The organism is Terrabacter sp. 2TAF16 (assembly GCF_052115065.1).
Lineage (GTDB): Bacteria > Actinomycetota > Actinomycetes > Actinomycetales > Dermatophilaceae > Terrabacter.
The window spans coordinates 261423-287951 of record NZ_JBFRFZ010000004.1 but is presented as its reverse complement, the minus strand read 5'-3'; the positions used below and the strand labels follow the sequence as shown (position 1 = coordinate 287951).

General features: G+C 71.6%; 29 protein-coding genes. 12 read left to right on the top strand and 17 right to left on the bottom strand.

Annotated features, from left to right (window positions below; translation table 11 throughout):
- The first annotated feature begins 59 nt into the window (after nt 1-59).
- Together AB4Z14_RS06845 and AB4Z14_RS06840 are read left to right on the top strand one after the other, a co-directional pair.
- Nucleotides 60-497, top strand: a complete 438-nt coding sequence (locus AB4Z14_RS06845) for a MerR family transcriptional regulator (RefSeq protein ID WP_442274552.1) — start codon at nt 60-62, stop codon at nt 495-497.
- An 87-nt stretch (nt 498-584) separates the two neighbouring features.
- Complete coding sequence (locus AB4Z14_RS06840) at nt 585-1613, top strand: NAD-dependent epimerase/dehydratase family protein (RefSeq protein WP_442274551.1); 1029 nt, start codon at nt 585-587, stop codon at nt 1611-1613.
- A 33-nt stretch (nt 1614-1646) separates the two neighbouring features.
- On the opposite strand, the gene AB4Z14_RS06835 is transcribed toward AB4Z14_RS06840, so the two are convergent.
- Nucleotides 1647-2213 carry a CGNR zinc finger domain-containing protein gene (locus tag AB4Z14_RS06835; protein WP_442274550.1) on the bottom strand — a complete coding sequence of 189 codons (567 nt, stop codon included), beginning with the start codon at nt 2211-2213 and terminating at the stop codon, nt 1647-1649.
- 69 nt (nt 2214-2282) lie between these two features.
- Here AB4Z14_RS06835 and AB4Z14_RS06830 point away from each other — a divergent pair, with 69 nt between their 5' ends.
- Nucleotides 2283-3575: an MFS transporter gene (locus tag AB4Z14_RS06830; protein ID WP_442274549.1), complete on the top strand. Its 1293-nt coding sequence runs from the start codon at nt 2283-2285 to the stop codon at nt 3573-3575.
- Here the strand turns inward: AB4Z14_RS06830 and AB4Z14_RS06825 are convergent.
- Nucleotides 3497-3919 (bottom strand): ATP-dependent zinc protease family protein, encoded by a 423-nt coding sequence (locus AB4Z14_RS06825; protein ID WP_442274548.1) that lies wholly within the window; start codon nt 3917-3919, stop codon nt 3497-3499. The two genes, AB4Z14_RS06830 and AB4Z14_RS06825, sit on opposite strands and share 79 nt — an antisense overlap.
- 78 nt (nt 3920-3997) lie before the next feature.
- On the opposite strand from AB4Z14_RS06825, the gene AB4Z14_RS06820 reads away from it, so the two are divergent.
- Nucleotides 3998-5191 (top strand): RimK family alpha-L-glutamate ligase, encoded by a 1194-nt coding sequence (locus AB4Z14_RS06820; protein WP_442274547.1) that lies wholly within the window; start codon nt 3998-4000, stop codon nt 5189-5191.
- A 62-nt stretch (nt 5192-5253) separates the two neighbouring features.
- Here the strand turns inward: AB4Z14_RS06820 and AB4Z14_RS06815 are convergent, their stop codons facing one another.
- The 6 genes from AB4Z14_RS06815 to AB4Z14_RS06790 all read right to left on the bottom strand — a co-directional run bounded on the left by AB4Z14_RS06815 (nt 5254) and on the right by AB4Z14_RS06790 (nt 9557).
- Nucleotides 5254-5676, bottom strand: coding sequence for a cupin domain-containing protein (locus AB4Z14_RS06815; RefSeq protein WP_442274546.1), 423 nt, complete (start codon nt 5674-5676; stop codon nt 5254-5256).
- Nucleotides 5677-5685: 9 nt separating this feature from the next.
- Entirely contained in the window at nt 5686-6012 is a 327-nt protein-coding gene (locus AB4Z14_RS06810; RefSeq protein ID WP_442274545.1) for a Sec-independent protein translocase subunit TatA, read from the bottom strand.
- Nucleotides 6013-6155: 143 nt separating this feature from the next.
- A complete protein-coding gene (locus tag AB4Z14_RS06805; RefSeq protein ID WP_442274544.1) occupies nt 6156-7052 on the bottom strand; it encodes a DinB family protein in 897 nt (298 codons plus the stop codon).
- An 83-nt stretch (nt 7053-7135) separates the two neighbouring features.
- Entirely contained in the window at nt 7136-7702 is a 567-nt protein-coding gene (locus tag AB4Z14_RS06800; RefSeq protein WP_442274543.1) for a TMEM165/GDT1 family protein, read from the bottom strand.
- Nucleotides 7703-7949: 247 nt separating this feature from the next.
- Nucleotides 7950-8732: a metal-dependent transcriptional regulator gene (locus AB4Z14_RS06795; protein WP_442274542.1), complete on the bottom strand. Its 783-nt coding sequence runs from the start codon at nt 8730-8732 to the stop codon at nt 7950-7952.
- Nucleotides 8733-8894: 162 nt separating this feature from the next.
- A complete protein-coding gene (locus AB4Z14_RS06790) occupies nt 8895-9557 on the bottom strand; it encodes a DUF4396 domain-containing protein (protein ID WP_442274541.1) in 663 nt (220 codons plus the stop codon).
- A 156-nt stretch (nt 9558-9713) separates the two neighbouring features.
- Here AB4Z14_RS06790 and AB4Z14_RS06785 point away from each other — a divergent pair, with 156 nt between their 5' ends.
- The 6 genes from AB4Z14_RS06785 to AB4Z14_RS06760 all read left to right on the top strand — a co-directional run bounded on the left by AB4Z14_RS06785 (nt 9714) and on the right by AB4Z14_RS06760 (nt 13696).
- Nucleotides 9714-10610: a hypothetical protein gene (locus AB4Z14_RS06785; RefSeq protein ID WP_442274540.1), complete on the top strand. Its 897-nt coding sequence runs from the start codon at nt 9714-9716 to the stop codon at nt 10608-10610.
- A 79-nt stretch (nt 10611-10689) separates the two neighbouring features.
- Nucleotides 10690-11472 (top strand): ABC transporter ATP-binding protein, encoded by a 783-nt coding sequence (locus AB4Z14_RS06780; protein WP_442274539.1) that lies wholly within the window; start codon nt 10690-10692, stop codon nt 11470-11472.
- Nucleotides 11469-12230 carry an ABC transporter permease gene (locus AB4Z14_RS06775; protein ID WP_442274538.1) on the top strand — a complete coding sequence of 254 codons (762 nt, stop codon included), beginning with the start codon at nt 11469-11471 and terminating at the stop codon, nt 12228-12230. Before AB4Z14_RS06780 ends, AB4Z14_RS06775 begins: the two co-directional genes overlap by 4 nt.
- 37 nt (nt 12231-12267) lie before the next feature.
- A complete protein-coding gene (locus AB4Z14_RS06770) occupies nt 12268-12606 on the top strand; it encodes a DUF1048 domain-containing protein (RefSeq protein WP_442274537.1) in 339 nt (112 codons plus the stop codon).
- Nucleotides 12607-12610: 4 nt separating this feature from the next.
- Nucleotides 12611-13384, top strand: a complete 774-nt coding sequence (locus AB4Z14_RS06765; protein WP_442274536.1) for a MerR family transcriptional regulator — start codon at nt 12611-12613, stop codon at nt 13382-13384.
- Nucleotides 13385-13459: 75 nt separating this feature from the next.
- Entirely contained in the window at nt 13460-13696 is a 237-nt protein-coding gene (locus AB4Z14_RS06760) for a DUF1059 domain-containing protein (RefSeq protein WP_442274535.1), read from the top strand.
- 62 nt (nt 13697-13758) lie between these two features.
- Here the strand turns inward: AB4Z14_RS06760 and AB4Z14_RS06755 are convergent, their stop codons facing one another.
- The 9 genes from AB4Z14_RS06755 to AB4Z14_RS06715 form a co-directional block, all read right to left on the bottom strand.
- Nucleotides 13759-14193, bottom strand: a complete 435-nt coding sequence (locus tag AB4Z14_RS06755; RefSeq protein WP_442274534.1) for a VOC family protein — start codon at nt 14191-14193, stop codon at nt 13759-13761.
- Between the two features lie 85 nt (nt 14194-14278).
- The gene (dnaB, locus tag AB4Z14_RS06750; protein WP_442274533.1) at nt 14279-16867 is read right to left on the bottom strand and encodes a replicative DNA helicase; all 2589 of its coding nucleotides are present in this window, start codon (nt 16865-16867) and stop codon (nt 14279-14281) included.
- Between the two features lie 437 nt (nt 16868-17304).
- Complete coding sequence (locus AB4Z14_RS06745) at nt 17305-18084, bottom strand: glucosamine-6-phosphate deaminase (RefSeq protein WP_442274532.1); 780 nt, start codon at nt 18082-18084, stop codon at nt 17305-17307.
- The gene (locus AB4Z14_RS06740; RefSeq protein WP_442274531.1) at nt 18084-19160 is read right to left on the bottom strand and encodes an ROK family protein; all 1077 of its coding nucleotides are present in this window, start codon (nt 19158-19160) and stop codon (nt 18084-18086) included. Before AB4Z14_RS06740 ends, AB4Z14_RS06745 begins: the two co-directional genes overlap by 1 nt.
- Complete coding sequence (nagZ, locus tag AB4Z14_RS06735) at nt 19157-20587, bottom strand: beta-N-acetylhexosaminidase (RefSeq protein ID WP_442274530.1); 1431 nt, start codon at nt 20585-20587, stop codon at nt 19157-19159. The genes AB4Z14_RS06740 and nagZ overlap by 4 nt, the downstream gene beginning before the upstream one ends.
- 1 nt (nt 20588) lies before the next feature.
- Nucleotides 20589-21464: a carbohydrate ABC transporter permease gene (locus tag AB4Z14_RS06730; RefSeq protein WP_442274529.1), complete on the bottom strand. Its 876-nt coding sequence runs from the start codon at nt 21462-21464 to the stop codon at nt 20589-20591.
- The gene (locus AB4Z14_RS06725; protein WP_442274528.1) at nt 21461-22408 is read right to left on the bottom strand and encodes a carbohydrate ABC transporter permease; all 948 of its coding nucleotides are present in this window, start codon (nt 22406-22408) and stop codon (nt 21461-21463) included. Before AB4Z14_RS06725 ends, AB4Z14_RS06730 begins: the two co-directional genes overlap by 4 nt.
- Before the next feature lie 83 nt (nt 22409-22491).
- Entirely contained in the window at nt 22492-23850 is a 1359-nt protein-coding gene (locus AB4Z14_RS06720) for an extracellular solute-binding protein (RefSeq protein WP_442274527.1), read from the bottom strand.
- Between the two features lie 191 nt (nt 23851-24041).
- The gene (locus AB4Z14_RS06715) at nt 24042-25178 is read right to left on the bottom strand and encodes an ROK family transcriptional regulator (protein ID WP_200961823.1); all 1137 of its coding nucleotides are present in this window, start codon (nt 25176-25178) and stop codon (nt 24042-24044) included.
- Between the two features lie 171 nt (nt 25179-25349).
- On the opposite strand from AB4Z14_RS06715, the gene AB4Z14_RS06710 reads away from it, so the two are divergent.
- Together AB4Z14_RS06710 and AB4Z14_RS06705 are read left to right on the top strand one after the other, a co-directional pair.
- Entirely contained in the window at nt 25350-25625 is a 276-nt protein-coding gene (locus AB4Z14_RS06710) for a DUF2277 domain-containing protein (RefSeq protein WP_056823265.1), read from the top strand.
- Between the two features lie 226 nt (nt 25626-25851).
- The gene (locus AB4Z14_RS06705; protein ID WP_442274621.1) at nt 25852-26523 is read left to right on the top strand and encodes a metallophosphoesterase; all 672 of its coding nucleotides are present in this window, start codon (nt 25852-25854) and stop codon (nt 26521-26523) included.
- Nucleotides 26524-26529 lie beyond the last annotated feature (6 nt).

Here is a 26529-nt window from a genome sequence, read left to right as displayed (position 1 = left end):
CCGGCGAGGGCTGGGCGGCCCTGTGCCTGTTGCGATCCAGCGTGTACCTTCATGTCGACATGAAGGCAAGGGCGCGCAACGAGAGCTGGACCGTCGGAGAGCTGGCGGCACGCTTCGACCTGCCGACGAACGTGCTGCGCCACTGGGAGACGCTCGGGCTGCTCACGCCCGAGCGCGATGGGTCCGGCTACCGGCGCTACGGCCGGGGCGACCTCGTCCGTGTCGCGGTCATCCTCCGCAACAAGGCGGCCGGCATGACGCTCGAGCAGATCGGCGTGCTGCTCGACGGCGAGGCGGCCGGACGGCACGAGGTGCTCGAGGCCCACCTGCGCGACCTCGACGAGCGGGCACGGTCGATCGAGCGGTCACGCGAGATGACCGAGCACGCACTGCGGTGCAGGGCGCACGACATCGTCGCGTGCCCGCGCTTCTCGCAGCACGTCGCCGACCTCACGGAGGGCCGCACGGCGACGGCCCGCATCGCCGACTGGGAGTAGGGGGGCACCGCACCAGCCGGTGCCCGGCCTTACGTCGACAGCGAAGGGGCCTTGGCGTGGCGCCGCGTCCGGGCGAGGATCGTGCCCATGAGACTGCTCGTGCTCGGAGGCACCCACCACGTCGGCCGCGCGTTCGTCGAGGCTGCCCTCGCCCGCGGCGACGACGTCACGACGGTGACCCGGGGCCTCACCGGCACCGCCGTCGAGGGCGCCGAGGCGCGCCACGCCGACCGCCTCGACCCCGGCGCGCTGCGCACGGCGCTCGGGGACGACGAGTGGGATGCCGTGGTCGACACGTGGTCGGCCGAGCCCGTCGCCGTGCAGACGTCGGCCCGGCTGCTTCGCGGTCGCGCAGGGCACTACACCTACATCTCGTCGTGCTCGGTCTACACGTGGCCCATCGCCGTGGGATCCGACGAGGGCGCGCCCGTCGTGGAGGGCGACCCGGCCTCGACGGACGCCTCCGACTACGCCGCGGCCAAGCGGGGCGGCGAGCTCGCCGCCCTGGCGGAGTTCGGCGGTGACGTGGCCATCGCACGGGCGGGCCTCATCCTCGGGCCCTACGAGATGGTCGGCCGGATGCCTTTCTGGCTCAAGCGGATCGCGGCGGGCGGGCGCGTGCCCGCGCCGGGACCCCACGAGCGGCCGCTGCAGTACGTCGACTGCCGGGACATCGCGGACTGGGTGCTCGGATCACGGCCGGTCGGCACCTTCAACATGGTGAGCGAGCCGGGTCACACCACGATCGGGGCGCTGCTCGACGAGGTGCGCACCGTGACGGGGAGTGACGCCGAGCTCGTCTGGCTCGACCCCGCTGCCGTCGAGGCGGCCGGGGTGCAGCCGTGGACCGAGCTGCCGATCTGGGTCCCGCCGACGGGCGAGCTCGCGGGCCTGCACGCACTCGACACCTCTGCCGCCCGGGCGGCGGGGCTGCACTGCCGGCCGATGCCCGAGACGGTCGCCGACACGTGGGCCTGGCTGCAGCGCGAGGGCCTGCCGGAGCGGCCGACGAACCGCGGTGGTGGCCCCATGGACGCCGCCGCCGAGGCCCGCCTCTGGGCCGCCCACGACGCCGCCACCAGCACCACCCCGACCACGACCACGACCACGACCTGAGTGATCCCACCTCCCTCGTCGAGTGGCGCGGGGTCAGCGGGTGCGGGCGCGGTGGGCGGCGGCCTTGACGCGGCTCTGGCAGCGCGCGGAGCAGAAGCGCCGGGTGCCGTTCTTCGACCCGTCGACGTAGACGCGGTCGCACGCCGGCGCCGCGCACACCCCGAGGCGGCCGCCGAGGTCACTGCCGACTGCCATGGCCAGGCCCGAGGCGAGACCGGCCTGCCAGCCCCGCACGACGCCGTCGTCGGGACCGTGGAAGTGCAGCTGGTAGCGCCCCTCGTCGTCGGGGTCGAGCCGCGGACGGGCGGCCGTCGATGCGAGCAGGTCGTTGACGACCGAGGCCGCAGCCGCGAGGTCGTCGCGATCCGCCGCCTCGAAGACGTCCCGGACCTGCGGCACGACAGCCAGGAGCGCGACGGCCTCGGTGGCCGTCGGCCGCGAGCGCCGTTCGGGCGACGAGGTCGCGTCGGCCACGCCGCGCACGAGGTCGTCCCCTGCCGGGGGTTCGTATGCCGTCCCGTGGGCCTCCCCGGGGCTCGCGAGGTTGACGAGGGCCACCGTCGCGTCGAGCAGCCGCTCGACATGACTGTCGAAACGCACTTGACCAGTCACCTCCTCCTTCATAGTCTCGTGACTGCCAAAGTCTAGTTCGACAGTCAGGAGTTCCGAGTGAGCGACCGCGAGGCGACCGCCCTGCCGCCCGAGCTGCGCCTGCTCATCCTCACCCGGTGCGTCAACCGGCTCGGCGGCTTCTCGATGGCCTTCCTCGGTGTGCTCCTCGTCCGCGACCTCGGAGCGGGACCTGCCGAGACCGCGCTGGTCCTCACCTGCTTCGGCGTCGCGACGATCCCCTCGCGCATCGTCGGCGGTCACCTCACCGACGCCTGGGGTCACCGGTCGACGATGGTCCTCGGCCTCGTCGGCTGTGCGGCAGCCCAGCTCGTCATCGCCGTGGCACCGGGCTTCGCCTGGGCGCTGCTCGGCGCCGTGCTCCTCGGGCTCGCCTACGAGGTCGTCGAGCCGCCGACGCAGGCGCTCGTCTCCGACCTCGTGCCCGAGGACGCCCGCGCCTTCGCCTACTCCGCGCTCAACGCCTCCCTCGCCGTCGCGGGAGTCCTCGCCGGGCTGGTCGCGGCTGCCGTCTCGGGCGCCGGCCTGCGGTGGCTGTTCGTCGTCGACGCGGCGACCTGCCTCGCCTGCGCCGCCCTCGTCGCCCGCAGCATCCCCCGCGCCACCGTCCCGGTGGAGAACCGCCCGGACGGGCAGGACTCACGTCGAGTGGGCACCCTGCCACGCCACGACGTCACGGCCGGCGCGCACTCGACCCCGGCCCGCGCACGCTGGGTCGCCGCCCTGACGGATCGGCGCCTCCGCCCTGTGGTCGCCTTCGGGACGGTCGCCGCGACGGTGACGATGGTCGTCGTCTTTGGGTTCCCGCTCCTCGTCGAGCAGCGGGGCCTGTCTCCGGCCGTGACCGGCTGGGTCCTCGCCGCGGGAGCGGCGGCCAGCGTCCCGGGCGCCTGGCTCGCGGCTGCACTCCGTCACCGGACCGACGAGGCGGGGGTCCTCCTCGTCGGCGAGGTGGTCGCGTCGGCCGGGCTCGCGACGATCGCCCTCGCCGGCCACCCGGTGACCCTCGCCGCCGGTCTCGTCGCCTTCGACGTCGGCGGCCTGCTCGTCATCGCGACGACGATGGCCCGCGCCGGCACCCTCGCTCCCGACGGCGCCCGCGGCACCTACGTCGCCGTGCTGGGACTGACGTGGGGTCTCGCCACCTCCGTCGCGCCGGCGATCCTCACGACGCTCGGGACGGCATACGGCCCCGGAGCGCCTTTCGGTGCCGCGGCAGTCGCCCTGCTCGCGACCACCCTCGTCCGCGCCGGTCAGCGACCGCGGTTGCGGCGCCGGACGTCCTTGGGGGGCTTGCCGCCGGCGTACGACCGCGAGGGGTCGACGACGTAGCCCTGGCGCAGTGCCTCCCGACCGACGAGCATCCGGAAGCCCATCCGGTCACGCTTGCTCAGCGTCACCTCGGCGGGGACCGTGCGGCCGGCGAGCGCGAGGTCGAGCCGCACGACGAGGCGCTTGGTCACGTGCCCCGACGAGCTGCGCACGCTGCGTCGGTCGTGGACCGGGCACTCGATGGTGTGGGCGTCGTCGGTGGCGTCCTGCCAGGGGTGCACCGTGAAGCGCACCCACGGCTCGCCGTCGCGGTCGAACTCCTCGATGTCCTCGGCGTGCAGCGACGACGTGCGAGCGCCCGTGTCGATCTTGGCCTTGAGCCACGGCAGGTCGATTCCGGGCATACCGACCCACTCCCTCCACCCGACGGGAGTGCTTGAATAGGCCGGCCCAGACACCCGCCCATCTTGGCAGGACCCTGCATGAAACTCGCGATCCTCTCCCGCGCGCCGCGTGCCTACTCGACGCAGCGCCTGCGCACCGCAGCGCTCGACCGCGGGCACCAGGTGCGGGTGCTCAACACGCTCCGCTTCGCCATCGACCTGTCGGGCCCGGAGCCGGATCTCCAGTTCCGCGGACGCCCGATCTCCGACTACGACGCGGTGCTGCCGCGCATCGGCAACTCGATCACCTACTTCGGCACGGCCGTCGTGCGGCAGTTCGAGCAGATGGACGTCTACACGCCCAACACGGCCAACGGCATCTCCAACGCCCGCGACAAGCTCCGCGCCGCGCAGATCCTCTCGCGCCACCAGATCGGAATGCCCGCAACGACGTTCGTGCGCAACCGTGCCGACGTCATGCCGGCCATCGAGCGGGTCGGCGGCGCTCCCGTCGTCATCAAGCTGCTCGAGGGCACCCAGGGCATCGGCGTCATCCTCGCGCCCGACATCAAGATCGCCGAGGCGATCATCGAGACGCTGCACAGCACGAAGCAGAACGTCCTCATCCAGAGCTTCGTCACCGAGAGCCGGGGCCGCGACATCCGCGCCCTCGTCGTCGGCGACCGCGTCGTGGCCGCGATGCGGCGGCGGGCCAGCGGCGACGAGTTCCGCTCCAACGTCCACCGCGGTGGCACCGTCGAGCCGGTCGAGCTGACGCCGGAGTACGAGCAGGCCGCCGTGCGTTCGGCGCAGATCATGGGCCTGCGCGTCGCCGGCGTCGACATGCTCGAGGGCAACGACGGGCCGCTCGTCATGGAGGTCAACTCCTCCCCCGGCCTCGAGGGCATCGAGGCGGCGACAAAGCTCGACGTCGCCGGCGCGATCATCGACCACATCGCCGGCCAGGTCGCCTTCCCCGAGATCGACGTGCGCCAGCGGCTCACGGTCTCGACGGGCTACGGTGTCGCCGAGCTCGTCGTGCACGCCGGCGCCGACATCATCGGCAAGACGATCGGCGACTCGGGGCTCGAGGAGCGCGACCTGCAGGTGCTCACCCTGCACCGTGGCACGAGCGTCGTCCCCAACCCGCGGCGCCGCGTCGTGCTCGAGGCCGAGGACCGGCTGCTGTGCTTCGGCCGGCTCGAGGAAATGCGCTCGATGATCCCGGAGCGCCGGCGCCGCCGCGCCAAGGTGCGTCAGCTGCCGAGCGACCCGATCCACACCGTCGCCTGACCGAGCGGGAGTGTGCGGTCAGGCCCGATGGCGTATGCCGCCACGCCCGATGGCGTATGCCGTCAGCCCCGGGGCGTGACGTAGACCTTGCGGAGCGTCTCGGTGACGGTCCACGTCGTGCGAGCGCCCTCGGGCAACCGCACGACGGAACCGGGTCCGAGCTCGAGCGTCACACCGCCCTCCACCCCGAGGGTGGCGCTGCCGGAGAGCACGACGAAGACCTCGTCGGCCTCGACGTCGGTGACCGTGCCCGGCGTCATCTCCCAGACGCCGACCTCGGCACCCGCGACCTCGGCGAGAGACGTGATGGCCGCGGTCGGCACACCGGCGAGCACCTCCACCCCTGCGGGAACCTGCTCGTCCAGGGGCTCGGCACCCACGTCGGCCACGAGGAGCGCCACCGCTGCCGGCAGTGCGGGGCGCTCGCCGGCTGACGGGTGCTTGGGCTCGGCGTCGGGTCCCGGGGTGGAGGGGTCGCTCGTCACCGTCGCAGACTAGTGCGAGCCGCTCGCGTGCCTCCGCGCCTCGAGCTCGGCTCGGAGCCGGGCCACCTCGGCGTCGGCAGCCGCCACGCGGTCGTCAGCCGCCGAGAGGGTCCCGTCGGCGGCCCCGGCGGTGGTGCTCCCGGAGGGGCGGGCGGTGGTGCTCCCGGCGGGTCCGGTGGTGGCGTCGGGCTCCGACCGCATCTGGTCGACCTCGGACTTGAAGATGCGTGCTGACCGTCCGAGGCTGCGGGCCATGTCGGGCATCCGCTTCCAGCCGAAGAGGAGCACGACGGCGAGGGCGATGATGCTGAGCTCCGGCCACCCGAGATCTGCCACAGGAACCTCCTGATGTCGGCGGCACCGGCGGCTCCGGGCGCCCGCGCACGCATGGTGATGGAGCACCGTAGGAGCCGCGGGTGGGAAACGGCCGGGAGCTGGCTGTGAGCCCGCCGAGCGCGGGGTCAGCACCGGTCGGCGCGTCAGCGCGCGACAGATCCTGCGTCGACTCCGGCGTCAACTCCGGCGTCAACTCCGGCGTCAACTCCGGCGTCAACTCCGGAGTCGACTCCGGTGTCCTCGCGGGCAGCGAGGGCGTCGAGGTCGCGCTCGGCGTAGAGGCGGTGCTGCCACTCCTCGTTGAGGATGGTGCGCAGGATCCGGGTCACGGCATACGGCTCCGGCTCGGGGTAGCCGGCGGCCGTGACGGGCTCGGTCGTGCGGGAGAGGTCGTCGTCGGTGAGGCCGTCGACGACGCGACGCACCGTCGCCATCCGGTCGGCCCGCAGTGCGAGGACCTCGTCGAGCGTCGGGTGCGCATCACGGTCGCGCGGCACGGGCGGACTGTCCGGCATGTCGTCGTGCGGCAGGTCGAGGGCGTCCCAGGGCTCGGGGTCGCCGAGGAGGGCTCGGCACACCCACGCATCGGTGGCGAAGACGAGGTGGCGCAGGGTCTCGATGAACGACCACTCGCCGTCGACCCGCTCGTGCAGCTGCTCGGGCGTGAAGGTGCGCGCCCGCTCGACCGTGCCGGCCCAGAGTCGCTCGACGACGTCCCAGCCCTCGCGGTAGCCGGCAGCGTCCGTCGGTCGCATCTTGGGCCGGTCGGGGTCACGGCGGTCGAGTTCGGCCTCGATGAGCGGCGCGACGTCGACCCCGTTGATGACGAGGTTCTCGACGTCGCCGGTGATGTCGACGTCCTCGAGCCAGACGTCACGCGCCCGCAGGCCACGCAGGTCCACCATCCGCAGGGAGGCACCCCGCAGGTCGACGTCGTGCAGCCGGGCTCCGTCGAGGTAGACGTCCTCGAAGGTCGCCCCGGTCAGCCGCACTCTCTCGAAGCGGGCGCCCTGCCGGTCGTCGTGGGTCACGTCGCTCATCCCGGTCTCCTTGGCTCGTGGGTCGCTGGCGCCAGAGGAAGCCTAGAACCCGTCCCGGACGATCCGCGTCCTGAGACCTCCGGTCAGCGGACTCCCTCGACGATGAGCAGGACACCGAAGACGACGAAGGCCGCGGCTGCGCCCCACGTGATGACGTGCTCGGGCAGACGCTTGCCGAGGGCTGCGCCGACGACGATGGCGAGGGCGTCCGCGGCGACCATGCCCACGGTGCTGCCCAGCCACGTGCCGAACCACCCGTGCTGGGTCGCCAGGGTGATCGTGGCGAGCATCGTCTTGTCGCCGAGCTCGGCGAGGAAGAAGGCGATGGTGACGGCGATGATCGCCGTGCGCCTCGTCGTCCGAGCGACGGCAGCCTCCTCGTCGGAGAGGGAGTCGCCGCGCAGCGTCCAGGCGGCGAAGAAGAGGAAGGCGACCCCGGCGGTGATCGAGATGGCGTCGCGCGGGAGGTTGTCGCCGATGGCGGCGCCGATGGCGACGGAGCCGAGATGGACGACGGCCGTCGCGATCGTGATGCCGGCGAGGACGTGGAGCATCTTGAAGCGGGTGGCGAAGGTCATCGCCATGAGCTGGCTCTTGTCGCCGAGCTCGGCGACGAAGATGACTGCTGCACTCAGCAGGAACGCGGACATCGGATCGGTCTCCTCGGCGCAGCCACGAGGCACCGCAGGGAGCCTCGACCTGGCGCGCCCGTCGGTGGGTCGGCACGAGGTCGAAAGTCTCGTCCGCCGCGGGTCCGCGCCTGCCGTGCTGGCGTCGCGATCAGGGCCGACCGCACCGGGCCGGAGCCAGTATGTCGATGCGGTCGTTGGGGACTACTCCCTTTCGATGCGCCGACCGTAGGCCGAACGCCACGCGTCGTGCAACGTCTCGGTGCGCCTAGCGATTCTTCTCGGAAACCCTTGGGACGCCGATGTGCCGACAGCCGACGTAGTGACATCCCTTGTCGTTCAACGGATCCGGCGCGGCCGGTTCGAAACTGACGAGGAGGGCGGCGACGGCCTGGTCGCCGAGCTCGACCTCGTGGGACACCTCCGCCAGCTCGCCGGGTGGGGTGACCCCGACCCGGGTCGCGCCGCCGAAGGGCTTGCGCTCCCGGACGACGACCTCGGCGTCGACGGCGATTCCGGTCTCGGCGAACCAGCGGAGGAGCGCAGGGTCGTCGTCGTCGATGCGGGCGACGAAGCGGCGCTCCCCCGCAGGGCTCGTCGCGAGTGGCTCGGCGGTCGGCTGGTGCAGCACGCCGTCCGGCGTGGGGATCGGGTCACCGTGCGGATCGCGCCACGGGCGGCCGAGCTGGTCGTCCATCCGGTCGACCATGAGCGTCGAGACGGCGTGCTCGAGCACCTCGGCGTCGTCGTGCACCTCGTCCCAGGAGTAGCCCAGGGACCGGACGAGGAAGGTCTCGACGAGGCGGTGGCGGCGCACCATCCGCAACGCCTGCTCGAGACCCTCGTCGGTCAGCCGCATCCCGCCGTAGCGCTTGTGGGCGACGAGCCCGCCGTCGGCGAGCTTGCGCGCCATCTCCGAGACCGACGACGTCGAGACCCCGAGCCGGGCGGCGACGGCCGCGTTGCTCACCGTCTCGTCCTGCCACTCACCGAGGGAGAAGATGACCTTGAGGTAGTCCTCGACGGCGGTGCGGTTCTCGGTCTTGGCCACCGCCAGAGACTACGTGAGCAGCCGGGCCAGCAGCACGAAGGAACCGACGAAGAGGATCGTCGTGAGCGTCCCGGTGACGAGCCGCCGGATCTCGAAGTTCGGCATGCCTAACTTCTATCATGGGCGCACCGAGCGGCGTCCGGATCCCCGACGAGAGGCGCGTCACGCCAGGCCGTCGGCGACCGCGACGACGAGCCCGCCGAGCATGAACGCAGCGATGGCCGCTGCCAGCGCCGGAGCGGGCAGGTCGGGGATGAACCTGCGCCAACCGGTGACCGCCCCGCTCGCCCGGTGGTGCGCGTGGGTCAAGGCGTGGCCCCTCCCCCGCGAGAGGAGGTGGCGGTTGACCGGATAGGCGGCGGCGAACGCAGCGACGAGCGAGATCGACATGCCGACCCAGAAGACGGCGTTGACGAGGCCGGCATCCATGGCGCCGGGGATCACGGCCATGACGAGGTTGTCGACGACCTCCATCGTGAGGATCGAGACGGTGTCGGCGGCCAGGACGAGCGCGAGCGCGGCGCGCAGCGACAGGCCGTTGCGCAGCAGGGGGAGGCTCGAGAGCGCGTAGCCGAAGAGGAAGGCGAGGACCACGGAGAGGGCGATGGTCGCGCCGGCGGCGAGCCCGACGGCGGTGCCGATCATGAGGCCGAGGATCTCGCCGATGGCACAGCCGGTGAGGCAGTGCAGCGTGGCGCCGGCCGCCATTGAGGCCAGCCCGCCACCCAAGCCCGCAGTCGCGTCCTGGGCACCAGGGTGCTCGTGGGCGTCGTGGTGCTCGTGCGCTGACGTCGCCGCCTCGTTCATGGTCGTCCCTCCGGTCATGGGGGCCACGGGATCCCGCGGGGCCCGTCACCCGGCATACCCCCCATGGGTATGCGGTCCGCTGGCGTCAACGCGTGCCGGCCGTCGAGCATTCCCGTGCTCCGACGTCGGGCGTTCGCCACTCCAACGGTGGAGCCATGCACAAGGATTGGATGCGTGACACAGCACGTCGACGGTGACCACGCGCACCGGATCCTCCTCGACCATGCCGGCCGAAGGGTGACCGGCCCGCTCGAGGACCCGGCAGTCCTCGCAGCGGTCGTCGGGATCGAGCGCCTCGTCGTCGCAACGGGATCCACCGACGTGCGGGTGCTGTACGCAGCGCTCGCGGGCCGGCGCGTACCGGACTCGGACCCCGAGCGCGTCGCCGCCCTCGTCGCCGAGGCGACCCGTCACGTCGTGGCCGGACTCCTCCGCCGCAGCACGGGACAGGCCATCGACGCCGGCGTCGTCAACCCGGCCTCCGGCGGCTACGAGATCACGACGGACGCGACGCTGCTGCGTGCCGCCGTCCGGGCCGCGCAGGGGTCGATCGACGCGATGCCCTACTACGGCATCCGCTACGGCGAGCGAGGCTCCCGCTTCGCCACGACGGACTCCGCATGGCTCATCTCGCTCGCCGCGCTGGCCGAGAGCCGCGCCGTGCCCCAGGTCCAGTGGCTCTCGCGCGTGCTCGCCGCACGGGGGATGCCGACCTGGCTGCTCGAGATGCACCTCGACGCCCTCGTGTCCGAGGTGCGCTCCGTGGCCGATCCGGCCGCGGTGGGGTCGCTCCCCGCAGCGGCGGACGCATTGGCGGTGGCCCGACGCCGACACGTCGACGACGAGCTGATCCGCTCGGCAGACGACTGGGCCGACGAGGCGCTCGGCCAGGACCTGCCGGTGCCGCGCAGCGGAGCCCTCATGGCCGCCGCGATCGCCGACGAGCGGTCCGGGGTGACGCGGGACGACCGCGTCCTCGTGGACTGGCTGACCGACCCGGAGCGGGTCGAGACCGACGTCGCGACGCGGCTGCTGGCCCTTCGGCGACGCGTTCTCGCCAGCGCCCGCTGACGGGGTCGCGGGCGCGCTCGAAGGTCGGTCGCGATCAGCGCTTGACCTTGACGCAGCGTCAGGGTCGCACGCTGTCCACATGACCACGACACCAGCCATCGAGATCGTCGGGCTCACCAAGTCCTACGGCGACCACGCAGTGCTCAAGGGAGTCGACCTCAGCGTCCCCGCGGGCACGATCTTCGCCTTGCTCGGCTCCAACGGCGCCGGCAAGACCACTGCAGTCAAGATCCTCTCGACCCTGCTCAAGGCCGACGGCGGGACCGCCGCCGTCGACGGCCACGACGTCGCCGCCGAGCCCGACCAGGTCCGCGCGGCGATCAGCCTCACCGGGCAGTTCGCCGCCGTCGACGAGATCCTCACCGGACGCGAGAACCTCGTCCTCGTCGCCCAGCTGCGACGCCTCGACGGCCCGGGCGCGATCGCCGACTCCCTGCTCGAGCGGTTCGGCCTCACCGAGGCCGGCGGAAAGCGCGTCGCGACCTACTCGGGCGGCATGCGCCGCCGACTCGACATCGCGATGAGCCTCATCGGCGACCCGCCGGTGCTCTTCCTCGACGAGCCGACGACAGGGCTCGACCCGCAGTCGCGCATCGAGGTGTGGAAGACGGTGCAGGAGCTCGCCGGCCGAGGCACCACCGTCCTGCTCACCACGCAGTACCTCGACGAGGCCGAGCACCTCGCCGACCGGATCGCGGTGCTCCACGAGGGCCGCATCATCGCCGACGGCACCCTCGCGGAGCTCAAGCAGCTCCTCCCGCCGGCCAAGGTCGAGTACGTCGAGAAGCAGCCGTCCCTCGAAGACATCTTCCTCGCGATCGTCGGCCACGACGACGCCGCCCACCAAGGAGCCCAGCGATGACCACCTACGTCTTCCACGACACCGACGTCCTGCTCAGACGGTCCCTGCGCCACATCCTGCGCAGCCCCGACACCATCATCACCACGGCCATCACGCCGATCGCCATGCTGCTGCTCTTCGTCTACGTCTTCGGCGGGGCGATCGACGTCGGCGGCGCCTCCTACGTCAACTACCTGCTGCCCGGCATCCTGCTCATCACCGTCGCCTCCGGCATCGCCTACACGGCCTTCCGGCTCTTCACCGACGTCTCGGGCGGCATCTTCGAGCGCTTCCAGTCGATGCCGATCACCCGTTCGGCCTTTCTCTGGGGGCACGTGCTGACCTCGGTCGTGGCCAACCTGACCTCGCTCGTGCTCGTCGTCCTCGTCGCCCTGGCGATGGGCTTCCGCACCGGCGCCGGGGTGCTCGCCTGGCTCGCGGTCCTCGGGATCATGCTGCTGTTCACCCTCGCCCTCACGTGGCTCGCGGTGATCCCGGGCCTCACGGCCAAGACCGTTGACGGCGTCAGCGGGTTCTCCTACCCACTGATCTTCCTGCCCTTCGTCAGCTCGGCCTTCGTGCCGACCGAGAGCATGCCCGGCCCCGTCCAGTGGTTCGCCGAGCACCAGCCGGTCACCTCGATCGTCAACACCATCCGCAGCCTCTTCGAGCAGCAGCCCGTCGGCCGCGACGGCTGGGTCGCCCTCGCCTGGTGCGTCGGGCTCCTCCTCGTCGCCTACGCGCTCGCGATGCGCACCTACCGCAGCAAGCTCGCCTGACCCGGCATACGCCATCCACCGCGTGAAGGAGACCGTCATGAACAACCTGCTGAGCAAGATCATCGGCGACAAGAAGGAGTGGAAGGCCATGGAGGCGCGGGCGCACGCGTTGCCCCACGACTACCGGCTCGTCTACGGCGAGATGAAGTCGTACATGTGGCGCTTCACCTCGGGCGACGGCATGGACGTCGTCGCGGTCCTGCGCGACGTCCTCGAGCTCTTCGAGACCAGTGCTCGCGAGGGCCGGCGCGTCCTCGACGTCACGGGCCGCGACGTCGCCGCCTTCTGCGACGAGCGCCTGAGCGGCGTCACGACGTATGCCGACACGTGGCGGTCCGAGCTGAACCGCGCGGTCGAGTCGAAGGTCGCACAATAGGGCCATGCTGACCATCAGCCAGCTCGCGGCGTACGCCGGCGTCACCGTGCGCACCGTCCGGCACTACCACGCCAAGGGTTTGCTGCCCGAGCCCGAGCGCGACCACTCGGGCTACCGGCGCTACGACGCGGCCGCGGTCGTCGAGCTGGTCCGGATCCGCACGCTGGCCGACGCGGGGGTGCCCCTGTCCCGGGTGCACGAGCTGATGGAGGCGGGTGACGAGGAGTTCGCGGCGGCGGTCGAGGAGATCGACCGCCGCCTGCGCGCCGAGATCCGCGAGCTCCAGCGGCACCGGGAGCGCATCGCCAAGCTCGCGGCGGGTGACAGCCTGGCGCTGCCCCCCGAGGCGGTCGCCTACCTCGACCGGATGCGCGAGTTCGGCTTCCCCGAACGGCTCATCGAGGTCGAGCGCGACAGCTGGATCCTCATCGCGGCGCAGATGCCGGACGAGGTCGCGGCCTTCATGGTGATCAAGCAGACCCAGATCGAGCACGAGGTGCTGCGCCGGCTCTACCTCGACGTCGGCGACCTCGTCGACTGCACCCCCGACGACCCGCGTCTACCCGCCCTCGCCGACCGGGTCGCCGCCTTCATCGAGGCCGCGTCGGCCGAGGCCGAGGGAATCGAGGACGTGCACCCCGTGAGCGACGACCTGGTCGCGCTCCTCGACGCGGCGTTCCTCGAGTCCTTCGCATGCGCGGGCCGACTCCTGGAGCTGCTCGAGGAGCGCGGGTGGACCGGGTGGACCGACATCCGGCGGATGGAGCCGGCGCGCTGAGCGGTCGCGGCCTGTCACATCTGCCGCGTCCCGCTCGTCAGTAGAGCGAGACACCCCCGCGAGAAGGAGACGACCATGAAGACGATGACCTGCCGAGACCTCGGCGGACCGTGCGACCTCGCCCACCAGGCCGACACCGCCGACGAGATCATCAAGGCCCAGGACCGCCACCTCAAGGAGGCGGAGAAGTCGGGCGACGCCACCCACGAGGAGGCCCGTCAGGCGATGAAGGCCCGGTGGCGGCACCCGAAGAAGTCGATGGCTTGGTACACCGGGACCAAGCAGACCTTCGCCGCCCTGGCCGACGACTGAGACCTGCCGTCGATCCGGCCACCCGCCGTTCGCGTGGATTGTGCGGGGTGGCCGTGTCGCGCTCAGTCCAGGCAGAACTCGTTGCCCTCGACGTCCTGCATCACCTGGCACGACTCGTTGAAGCCGTCGGCGCGCAGCAGCGTCCCCCGGGTGGCTCCGAGGGCGACGAGCCGTGCGCACTCGGACTCGAGGGCCGCGAGGCGCTGCTCACCGACGAGCCCCGTGCCGACCCGGACGTCGAGGTGGACCCGGTTCTTGACGACCTTGCCCTCGGGGACGCGCTGGAAGAACAGGCGCGGACCCACCCCCGTCGGGTCGGAGCAGGCGAACGCCGAACCCTGACGCTCCGCCGGCAGCGACCGGTCGAACTCGTCCCACGAGGCGAAACCCTCGGGCGGTGGCGGCACCTCGTAGCCGAGCACCTCGCACCAGAAGCGAGCCACCCGCTCGGGATCTGCGCAGTCGAACGTGACCTGGACCTGCCTCACCGTCGCCATGCGCCCAGCCTATGGGCGCAGCCCCGGAGGCGACCACGCCAGATCTCCGCGGGCTCGAGCGACCTGTGCTGCCAAGGGATCCGGGTCAGAAGTTGTTGGCCATGTTGGTGAAGCGGCTGAAGTGGCCCTGGAACGCGACGACGATCGTGTCGGTGGGGCCGTTTCGGTGCTTGGCCACGATGAGGTCGGCCTCGCCCTCTCGCGGAGAGTCCTTCTCGTAGGCGGCTTCTCGGTGGAGCAGGATCACCATGTCGGCATCCTGCTCGATCGATCCCGACTCGCGAAGGTCGCTCATCGCGGGCTTCTTGTCGGTGCGCTGCTCGGGACCACGGTTCAGCTGCGAGATCGCGATGACCGGCACCTCGAGCTCCTTGGCGAGCAGCTTGAGGGCACGGGAGAACTCCGAGACCTCCTGCTGGCGTGACTCGACGCGCTTGCCCGAGCTCATGAGCTGGAGGTAGTCGATGACGACGAGCTTGAGGTTCTCGCGCTGCTTGAGCCGGCGGCACTTGGCGCGGATCTCCATGAGCGACATGTTGGGCGAGTCGTCGATGAAGAGCGGCGCATCGGAGACACGGCCCATGGTGGAGGCGAGGCGGGTCCAGTCCTCCTCGCGCATCGTGCCCTTGCGCATGTGCTGCAGCTGGATGCCGGCCTCGGCCGAGAGCAGACGCATGGTGATCTCGGTGCGGCTCATCTCGAGCGAGAAGACGACGGCAGCCATCTTGTGCTTGATCGCAGCAGACCGGACGATGTCGAGTCCGATGGTCGAGTTGTGCGTCGGGATCATCGACTCGCCGGCGAGGTACAGGTGGTCATCCGCCGCCACCTCGATGCAACGAACCGGGACCGACGCGATGCGACGCACGTCGGTGATGAACCGCGACGACCGGCGGGTGAGCGTCTTGCGTCGAAGCTCCTTGTGCAGGAGCGCCTTCCGAGGAAGCCAGAACACGTCGTCGTCACACGTGAAGTTGACGTTGTAGGCCGTGGACGACTCGACCGAGCGGCCCTTGACCGCACGCGTCGCGATGGTGCACCGGTAGCCCAGGCTGACGACGAGCTCACGAACGCCCTCGGCCAGGACGCGGTTCGTCACGGTGAACTGCACACAGCCGGCATTGGTCACGGTGCCGTCGGTGTCGAGCAGACCGGCCAGCAGATCGCGACGCTGGGCCTCGCTGGCGCGCAGGTACGCCTGCGGGACGTGCTTGTCGCCCAGGACGCCGAGACCGCGCAGCAACGCGGTCACCGTTCCGTGCTCGTCGCGACAGACCTGGCACCTGCGGAGGCCGGATGAGGGCTGGCCGCAGTCGGGGCACGAGGGGTGGGCACTGGGTGCACCGAGACCCTTCGCGCGACCTCCACACGACCTTCCGCAGGTCTTGACCTGAGAAGTCCGCGGGACGAACTCTTCGCCGCAGACGACACACGTCTGGGCGGCGACGGGCTCGTCGGGCAGGGACAAGGAGTAGCGCATCCGGGCCGCGAGGGGCTTGACGACGAGACCCTCGGCCTCGAGTCGCATCACCAGCTCGGGGTCCGCCGTGGTGATCGAAGCCCCGGCACTCGTGCCGTCTCCGAGCCAGGCACCGAGGACATAGGGCGGGACAGGCAGCGACTGGCTCTCGAGCTGAAGGGCGCCCGCGTTCGCGATGGAGTGGTTGAGCCTCGCCTCGGCCGTGGTCGTGCGCACAGAGAGCGCAATCTCTCCGGTGGTGCGCACCGACCCCACACCCTGGCCACGCCGCTCGGCGCGCGAGTGCGTCAACCACTGGTGCTGCTCGTCGGCGACCAACACCGAGCCGTCCGAGAACTCCACCTCGTAGCAGGGGCGGTCGACCATGACCTCGGTGGCCGCCACGACGCGAGTGGGACGGCCGTCCGAACCGATGACAAAGTCACCGACGGCGACCTCGCCCATCGTCGTCCACCCGGCGGGTGTCGGGAGAGGCGTGTCGAGGGCGAGCGCCTTGCCCATCGCCGGTCTGGCGGCGATGACGATCATCTGTCCGGGGTGCAGGCCGTTGGTCAGGGCGTCGAAGTCGGTGAATCCCGTTGGCACACCGGTCATCTCACCGGAACGGCCCGACGCGACCTCGATCTCGTCGACCGTGGCCTCGATGATGTCGCCGATGGCGTGGTAGTCCTCGCCGCCGCGCTTGTCGGCCACGGCGTAGACCTCCGCCTGCGCCGCGTTGACGATGTCCTCGACGTCGCCGCCACCCTGGGCGTAGCCGAGCTGGACGATGCGGGTGCCGGCCTCGACGAGGCGGCGCAGCACGGCGCGCTCCGCGACGATCTGGGCGTAGTAGCCGGCGTTGGCCGCGGTGGGCACCGAGGCGATGAGCTGGTGGAGGTAGGCCTGGCCGCCGACGCGCCCGAGGTCGCCGCGCTTGGTCAGCTCATCGCTGACGGTGATGGCGTCGGCGGGCTCGCCGCGACCGTAGAGGTCGAGGACGGCGTCGTAGATGAGCTCGTGGGCGGGACGGTAGAAGTCGGTGCCCTTGAGCTGCTCGACGCAGTCGGCGATCGCGTCCTTGGACAGGAGCATGCCGCCGAGGACGGACTGCTCGGCCCCGACGTCCTGCGGCGGGAGACGGTCGTCCGGGGGGCCTCCGTCACGGGTCGACGACGACGCGAACGCGCTCGTGCTCAGCTCAGCGAGCGACACGTGCTCCCCTTCCCCTGAGTAATGAATGACATCTGTGCAACTCGGTCCACACCAGTAGACAGCGTTGCGCTGACAGCGCCAGGCAGGACGGCGCCGACGAGACCTACCCAGCCCGTCGCGCGCCCTTCCCGAGGAGCACCCGCCCCACCGTAGGTGCGGGGCTCCACGGACAACAACCTCAGCCGCCCCTCGGCCTCATCCCCCTGTGGACAACCGGTGGACGGACATCCCCGACACGCCGTCAACAGGTGTGGACAACGTGTGTGAACAACTGTGGGCATGTGGCGCCGGTCACATCACGTCGTGCTCGGTGACCTGCACAAATGGCTGTCCACGGGCTGTGGAGAACAAGTTCCTCACCCCTGTGCGTTGTCCACAGCCCGTCGCGACACGCCCGACCATGGGGTATGCCGTCCGCCGCGGTCGCGCGGACAGGCTCAGAGCCCGGCGGCTGAGGCGTCGTAGTAGTCCCGGTTGCGCAGCATCGAGGCGGCAGCCTCGTCGAGCAGCGCGGTCGCGTCGGCGTGCCACTGGAGCACCGAGGCCGGGCACGAGGCCGACAGCGGACCCTCGAGCGCGGCCGCCACGGCCGCGGCCTTGCCGGGTCCGGAGGCGACGAGCACGAGGCGTCGCGCGTCGAGGACGGTGCCGAGTCCCTGGGTGACGCAATGGGTCGGCACGTCCGTGATCCCGTCGAAGAAGCGTGCGTTGTCGTGGCGCGTGCGGTCGGACAGCCGCTTGACGCGCGTTCGCGACGAGAGCGCCGAGCCGGGCTCGTTGAAGCCGAGGTGACCGTTGGCACCGATGCCGAGGATCTGCACGTCGACCCCACCCGCAACACGGATGAGTCGCTCGTACTCCGAGGCACCGGCGACGAGCTCGTCCTCGTCATGGCCGGAGCCGTCGGGCACCTGGAGCCGGTCGGGCGACAGCCCCAGGGGCCCGCAGACCTCGCGGAGCAGCACCTCGCGGTACGACTGGGGGTGACCGGCGGGCAGGCCGACGTACTCGTCGAGCGCGAAGCCACGGGCGCCGCGCAGGTCGAGACGACCGGTCGCCACGGCCCGCGCGAGCTCCGCGTAGAGCCCCAGGGGCGACGACCCGGTCGCGAGCCCGAGGACTGGCTCGTCGCGGCGTGCGGCCCCGAGGCCGTCGATGACGACCTCGGCCGCCCGGCGGGCGACGTCGGCGGGCGTGGGCAGGACGAGGACCTCCATCACCCCACCCTCTCACCGGGCACGGTGACGGCTGCGAGCCCGACCGGGGAGCCGACGGAGGCCAGCCGCGGGGCGCCGGAAAGGTCCGGTGCGGACAGCCATGCGGCGCCGAGGGCCGCCACGGGCACGTCGGCAGGCAACAGCTCGACCCTCTCGGGCAGGCCGAGGGCGTCGATCATCCGTGAGCTGCGTGCGCGCCGTTCGAGGTCAGCGCGGATCCCGTCGAGGAGCGGGGCCCCCAACCCGGCGAGGCCGCCACCCACGACGACGCGTTCGGCCCCGGAGGCGAGAGCGAGCAGCTGGACCGCCAGCCCCACCCCCGTGCAGAGCACGTCGACGGCGGCGGCCGCGAGGGCGTCGCCGGCAGCGGCGGCCGCGAACGGGTTCGTGGCCCGACGCCCGGCCACCGGCCAGAGACGGGCGAGCGCCGAGCCCGAGGCCACGGTCTCGAGGCAGCCGACCTGACCACACGTGCACGGGGCGTCCCCGCCGACCGGCAGGTGTCCGATCTCGCCTGCCGCCCCGTCGATCCCGCGGACCACGACGCCGTCGCGCACGACGGCCGAGGCGAGCCCCGTCCCGAGGTTGAGGTACGCGAGTGCCAGACCACCAGGACCACCATGACCACCGGGACCGGTGTCGGCAGCCGTCGACCCCTCGGCCCATGGCGCGCGCAGCCGCCAGGCACCGAGGGCGGCGGCCTTGACGTCGTTCTCGACCGCGACCGGAACGCCGAGGCGTACGGACAGCTCACCGGCGAGGTCGAGCGACTCGACCTCGAGGTTGACGGCGTGCCGGGCGACCCCGCTCACGGGGTCGACGAGCCCGGGCATGCACGCACCCACCGACACGACGTCCGCGGCACCCCCGGCACCCCCGGCACCCCCGGCACCCCCGGCACCCCGAGCCTCGTCAGCGAGGACCTTGCGGGCGAGGCGCACGGCAACGTCGACGACCCCTGACGCGCCGCGTCCGGACGGTGCCGAGCACATCGCCCGCACCGAGCCGTCGGCCACGAGGACCACAGCCGTCTTCGTCCCGCCGATGTCGATACCGAGCCGCGGCTCGGCCGTCATCGCTCCGGCACCCCGAGGTAGCGGCCGAGGGCCTGGGCGACGACGACGGAGCCCCCGAAGGTCACGAGGTCCGCGCCGCCGCGAGGCCAGCCGCAGTCGACGACGATCGTCGGATGTCCCTGTGCACGAAGGCGATCGGCGACCTCCCAGAGCGGGTGCCCCGCGGCGAGCCCGCGGCCGGCCACGGCGACCCTGGCGCCCTCGGGCACGTCGCCCTCGGGTGTCGTCAGCCCGGCGGCCGTCGGCCCCCAGGCAACCCGCCCGACGGCGAGGTTCGGGTCGGAGGCCACCTGCACGATGACGGCCTCGCCCGGGGCGTCGAGCCACGTGCGCACCGCGTCCCCGACCTCGAAGCCGCCGACGAGCGCGCCGCTGGCCCGAGCGGGCCCCACCACGTCGGCGGTTCTGCCGTGCACATCCGGGCCGCCGACCGCGAAGCCCTGGGACAGCAGGACGACCCGCGCCGCCGCCTCCTCGAGTCGCTCGAGAGGCAGCCGACCCGACTCCGCCGCCCGCACGACCGCCTCGACGACGGCGAGGTAGCAGTCCTCCGTCGTCTCGGACCCGACACAGAGCAGGTCGCACCCCGCGACGAGGGCGCGCACCGCGGCCTCGGGGATGCCTGTCTCGGCCGAGGCCCCGGCCATGTCGAGGGCGTCGGAGACGATGACCCCCTCGAAGCCGAGCCGGTCGCGCAGCACGTCGCCGAGGACGACGGGCGAGAAGGTCGCCGGACGTTCGGCGTCGATGGCGCTGACGACGACGTGCGAGGTCATGATGCATGCGACCCGCGCCTCGATCGCCGCACGGAACGGCTCGAGCTCGCGCGCGTCGAGCACGTGCGCCTCGGCATGCACCCGCGGCAGCGCGTGGTGCGAGTCCGTCACGGTGTCGCCGTGGCCCGGGAAGTGCTTGGCGCACGCGGCGACCCCGACCGACTGCACACCGTCGACGTAGGCGGCCGAGTGCCGCGCGACGTGGGCCGCCTCGGCGCCGAAGCTGCGGACCCCGATGACGGGGTTCTCGTCGGCGGAGTTGACGTCGACGACGGGCGCGAGGTCGAGGTTGATGCCGTATGCCGCGAGCTCGCGCCCGATGGCCGCGGCGGAGTCCCGCGTCAGCGCGGTGTCGTCGAGGCGACCGAGCAACGCGTTGCCGGGCTGCGTCGACCCCGTCGGGTAGTGCAGCCGCGTCACGTCACCGCCCTCCTCGTCGACGGCGACGATGACGTCCGGCGCCACCGACCGCAGCGACCCACACAGCTGGGCCAGCTGGTCGGGGTCCACGACGTTCGCGCCGTAGAGACAGACGGAGGCCAGCCCGGCGGCATACTCCCGCTCGATCCACGCGGGGACCGTGGTACCGACGAATCCGGGCATGAGCGTGCCGACGGCGAGGCGCCGCAGCGCCTCTCGTGAGGTGTTCATCTCAGCCCTTCACCGCCCCGCCGACGAGGCCGTTGCTCATGCGTCCCTGGACGACGAGGAAGAAGATGATGACCGGCACGGCGACGACGGTCGACGCGGCCATGACCTGGCCCCAGTCGGTCTCGCGGGTCGCGCTCGCCTGGACGAAGCCGCGCAGCCACAGTGGCAAGGTGCGGGACTGCTCCTCGGTCATGACGACCAGGGCCACGGTGAACTCGTTCCACGCCTGGAGGAACGCGTAGACGCCGGACGCGACGAGGCCGGGAGCCAGCAGCGGGAAGGTGATCCGCAGGAAGGCCTTGGTGCGCGAGAGTCCGTCGACCATGGCGGCCTCCTCGAGCTCGACCGGCACGCCGGCGACGAAGCCGCGGAGCATCCACACGGTGAAGGGCACGACGGCAGCGGTGTAGAGCAGCGCGAGCCCGAGCACGTTGTTGAGCAGCCCGACCGAGCTCATCATCTTGTACTGCGCGATGAAGAGGCCCTCCGCCGGCAGCATCTGGATGAGGAGCAGCGCGAGGATGAACGAGCGCCGGCCCCGGAAGCGGAAGCGGCTGATCGCGAGGGCGCCGAGGAAGGCGATGACGATCGCGGCGGCGACGGTGACGAGGGTGACGGCGAGCGAGATCCCCAGTGCGCGAACGAATCCCGCGTCACCGAAGACGGTGGCGAAGTTGTCGAACGAGCCGCCGAAGGACAGGAAGGTCGGGGTGCTCGACTGAAGCGTCACCTTGTCGAGGAAGGCGGAGTTGACCATCCAGTAGACGGGGAACGCCCAGACGAGGGCGACGATGACGGCGACGACCGTGAGGACCGAGCGCCGCGTCGAGCCGCGGGTCGAGTGACGGGAGCTGGCGGGGCCGAGGATGCGGCTCACGACTCCTCCTTCATGAGCGAGCGGACGTAGTACCAGCTGACGGCGACGGTGAGCAGGAGCATGAGGATCGAGACGGCGCTGGCCATCCCGAAGTCCCCGGCGCCCGTGCCGAGCTGGTAGATGTACGTGCCGAGCAGGTGGGTCTCGTTGGCCACGCCACCGGCGTCCTGGAGCAGCTTGATCTGCGTGAAGACCCGCAGGTCCCAGATGAGCTGGAGCAGCAGGACGATCGAGATGACGGGCGCCACGAGGGGAAGGATGATGTGCCGCAGGCGTTTCCAGCCACCGGCGCCGTCGATCTCGGCCGCCTCGAGCACCTCCGGGGAGAGCTGGGTCAGGCCGGCGTAGATCGACAGGGCGACGAAGGGCACGCTCATCCAGACGACGATGACGGCCGCGACGACGAGGAACGAGAGCGGCTCGACGAGCCAGTTGTGGCCCTGGGCGTCGACGCCGACGCGCTCGAGCGCCCAGTTGAGCAGGCCGTTTCGCCAGTTGACGATCCACGTCCACACCGTCATCGAGGCGACGACGGGCATGGCCCAGGCGAGCAGCAGTGCGACCTGGAGCACGAGGCGGGCGGCGCGGCTGACCGCGCCCATGAGCAGGGCGAGGCCGAGGCCGATCGCCACCGTCGACAGGGCGCACACGAGGCAGAAGGCGATGGAGCGCCCGACGATGACCCAGAGCTCCGGGTCGGTCACGAGGGACGCGTAGTTCGCGAGGCCCACCCACTCGGGCGGCTGGCCGAACTGCTGCATCATCCCGAAGTGCTGGAAGCTCGTGACGACCTGCCACCCGACGGGGTAGCCGAGGGCGGCGACGAGCAGGACGAGCGAGGGGAGCACGAGCCAGGCGGGCGTATGCCGTCGGGCGGGGCGGGCGGGAGCCGTGGGCTCCGGCACGGGGGCGGTCTCGAGGGGAGCGGTCGCCGTGGAGGTCATGGGCGGGCCTTTCGAACCTGACGGCCGGCGGTCGGGTGGAGGGATCTCCCGACCGCCGGACGTGGTGTCACGCGAGGGTCAGGTCACTTGAGGTTGAGCAGCGGCGTGATCTTCGCGTCGTACTCCTGGGCCAGGGCCGTGAGGTCCGAGGCGTCCCGGATCTTGGAGAAGAACTCCTCCATGACCATCTTCGACTCGACGGTGGCCCAGCCCGGGGCCGCAGGCGTCAGCTTGGAGTTCGTCGCGGAGTCGATGAGCGCCTTGGCGAACTGGTCGTCACCGAGGGAGCTGACGTAGTCGGTGTTGGCCGGACCGAGACCGGCACCGCCGAGCTTCTTCTGGTAGTCCGCGGAGAAGATGATCTTGAGCAGCTCCTTGGACAGGGCCTGGTTCTGGCTGGCCTTGGAGATGGCGATGTTCGAGCCACCGGCGAAGACCGGGGCGGGCTTGCCGTCGTTGCCCGGGAGCACGAAGGCGCTGAACTTCGCGTCGTTCCACTCGCGGACCTTCTTGCCGTCCTTGTCCTTGAGGTCGCCGATCGACCAGTGCGCCCAGCCGGGAGCCATGATCGTCGCGGCGGCGAGCGACGTCTTGCCGGTGACGTTGCCGGACTCGTCGAGGATCTCGTCGGCGTCGTTGACGTAGAGCCACGGGGTCTGGTCCTTGGCATCGGCCGGGGCCTTGGACGCGTTCCTGTAGAGATCCTGCAGCTGGGTCAGACCCTTGACCGTGTTGGGGTCCGCGAGCGTCGAGACCCACTGGCCGTCCTCCTGCTTCGCGAGCTCGCCGCCGTTGGCGAAGATCCACGAGATGCCGTTGCGCCAGTCCTGGCCGCCGAGGAAGAAGCCGGAGAAGTTCTTGATGGTGCGTGGGTTCTTGGCGGTGATCGTCTTGACGGCGGCGTTGAACTCGTCGAGGGTCTTCGGCGCGGCGACACCGGCCTCCTTCCAGAGGTCCTTGCGCGCGAACATGTAGCGCGAGCCGAAGTAGTAGGGCAGCGCGTACTGCTTGCCGTCGACGCTGCCGACGTCGACGAACGACTGCAGCAGCTTGCTGCCGCCGAGCTCCGGGTAGAGGTCGGAGACGTCGCTGAAGGCGCCGACGTTGGTGAAGGTCGGGCTCTGCGTGTTGCCGATCTCGGTGACGTCGGGGGTGTTCTTCGGGTCGGGCAGCGACGTCGTCAGCTTCGTGACGAGGTCGCCCCAGCTCTGCTCCTCGATCTTGAGGGTGGCGCCGGTCTTGCTCTTGAAGGTGTCCTGCAGGTAGGTGCGCAGCTCCTTCGGGGTGTCGGTGCCGGCGAGCCAGAGGGTGATCGTCTTGCCGGCGTTGCCCGACGCGCCCGCGGAGGGGTCGGTGGTCGAGCCGGTGGCACCCCCACCGCACGCGGTGAGGACGAGCGCCGCGGTGGTCGTGGCCACGGCCAGACCCAGGGTCTTCTTCATTCCTTGTCTTCCTTTCAAAGGGCCGCGGTGCGGACCGGTTGTTCGCTGGACGCGAGTGGAGGGGTGTCCCTGTGGAGGGGAGTTCGGGGGGTGGTGCGGTGTCGTGGTGCGGTGTCGTGGTGCGGTGTCGTGGTGCGGTGTCGGGGACCGATGGCGTATGCCGCCGGGCCGGGTCGGGGTGGACCGCGGCGTCAGGCGACGCCGAGCTGGTCCCAGAGCACGAGGACGGCCGCGCCGCGCAGGACGATGTCGTCGGAGCGGTGCGCGAGGCGCACCGTGAGGTCGGTCGTCGTACGGGCGAGGAGGCGGGCCCGGAGGGTCTCCTCGACGGCGTCGCGCAGGACCCCGCCGAGCAGGTGCTCGGGGCCGCTGAGCACGACCTCCGACAGGTCGAGGGCCGCGACGACGGGGGCGAGGGCGATGCCGAGCCGCTCGCCGGCCTCGCGCAGCGGCTCCTGCGGGTCATCGCCCGGGGCCGCGGCGAGCGCCTTCTCGAGGTTGGGCGCCGAGATCCACGTCTCGAGGCAGCCGACCTTGCCGCAGCGGCACGTCGCACCGCCGTCGGTGCCGACGGTGACGTGGCCGATCTCGCCGGACGCGAAGTGCGCACCGCGCACCCGCTGGCCGCCGACGATGAGCCCGCCACCGACACCGCGGCCGATCTTGACGAGGACGAGGTCGTCGCCGCCGTCGCCGAGGGTGTAGTCGGCGTGGACCGCCGCGTCGGCGTCGTTGACGACGAAGACGGGCAGGCCGGTCGCGTCGGCGACGATGTCGCGCAGCGGCACGTCGGTCCAGCCGAGGTTGGGGGCGGTGTCGACGACGCCGCCCGGGCCGACGATGCCGGGGGTGCCGACGCCGATGCCGAGAAGGGGCGCGGTGGCGGCGCCGATGACCTCGTGGACGAGGTCGAGCACCGTGTCGACGACGGCCTGGCCGGAGTCGTCGCCGATCGGGCGCTCGGCGCGGACGAGGATGTTGCCGTCGAGGTCGAGCACCGCGGCGCGAAGCACCTCGTGGGCGGCGAGGTCGACGCCGATGGCCTGCAGGCCGGTGCGGTTGACGTCGACGAGCGTGCCCGGCTTGCCCGGACGCACGACCTCGGACGGGCCGAGCTCGACGGCGTGGCCGCTGTCCATGAGCTCGGAGACGAGGTCGGAGACGGTCACCTTGCTCATCCCGAGGCGACGGGCGAGGTCGGCCCGGCTCATCGCGCCGACGGAGTAGAGCATCTGCAGCACGAGCGAGAGGTTGTGCCGCCGGCCGTGCGCAGGCAGTACGGCGGTGCGGGGGGAGACGCGGCGGGCTCGCGGCAGTGCGGTGGTCACGAGAGTTAGTAAAGTTTACTAACTCTCAGTTTGGCAACCCCCTCGTCGAGAAGAGTTCACCGGCCCTCCGGCCGATCGAGGTGATGCTGACACCGAGGTGGGTAGCGCCATCACCTCGAACGAAGCGGTCTGGAGGGGCCCTGCGTGGGTGCCGCGACATACAGTCGAGGCATGTGCCGCAACATCCGACAGCTCCACAACTTCGAGCCGGCCGCGACGAGCGATGAGGTCCGTGCCGCCGCGCTGCAGTACGTCCGCAAGGTCAGCGGGAGCACCAAGCCCAGCCAGGCCAACCAGGCGGCCTTCGACGAGGCGGTCGAGGCGATCGCGCACGCGACGGCCCACCTGCTCGAGCACCTGACGACGACCGCGCCGCCCAAGGACCGCGAGATCGAGCGCCAGAAGGCGCGCGAGCGCAACGCCGTCCGCTTCGGCACCCCCGCCTGACCCGCGCCGGCCGACTCGTCGTCCTTCCTCGTCGCCGTCGTCGCGGCGATCCTCGCGCTGCTCACGTTCTTCCTCCGCCGCCGCCTCGCCGTCGCACCCGGCTGGCCCACGGCGGCCCGACGCGCCACCGCCGTCGTGCGGGCGCTCGGCTGGGCCGCGACCCTGTCCGCCTTCGCCGTCCAGAGCGGTCTCATCGACCCGCGCGGCACCCGGTGGGCTCGACGGCCTGCGCGTCGCCCGCGTCACCGACCTGCACGTCGGCCCGATCCGTGACGCGGGCTTCACCCGCCGCGTCGTCGACCAGGTCAACGGGCAGCACCCCGACGTCGTCGTGCTGGGCGGCGACCTCATCGACGGCACGGTCAGCCAGGTGGCCGACGCGCTCGCTCCGCTCGGCGACCTCGACGCCCCGCTCGGGGTCTTCGCCGTCCGCGGCAACCACGAGTTCATCTCGCAGGAGGCCGACGCCTGGATGGACCACGGGGAGACCCTGGGCATCGACGTCCTGCGCAACGAGAACGTCACGCTCACACTGGGATCCGCCAGCATCCGGATGGCGGCATCCACGACGAGACCGGGCGCGGACCCGACGCCCCCAACATCGACCGAGCCCTCGCCGACGTCCCCGCATCGACCTTCACGCTGCTCGCCGCGCACCAGCCCAAGGCCGCCGTCGGCCGCGGGCACGGGCGTCGACCTCCAGCTCTCCGGCCACACGCACGGCGGCCAGCTGTGGCCCTTCCGGTATGCCGTGCCGCTCCAGCAGCCGGTCATCGACGGGCTCGCCGCGGTCGGCGACGTGCCCGTCCTGACGAGCCGCGGCGCCGGCGCCTGGGGTCCACCCGTCCGCGTGCTCGCGCCGCCCGAGATCCCCGTCATCACCCTGCGCGCCGGCTGAGTCCCG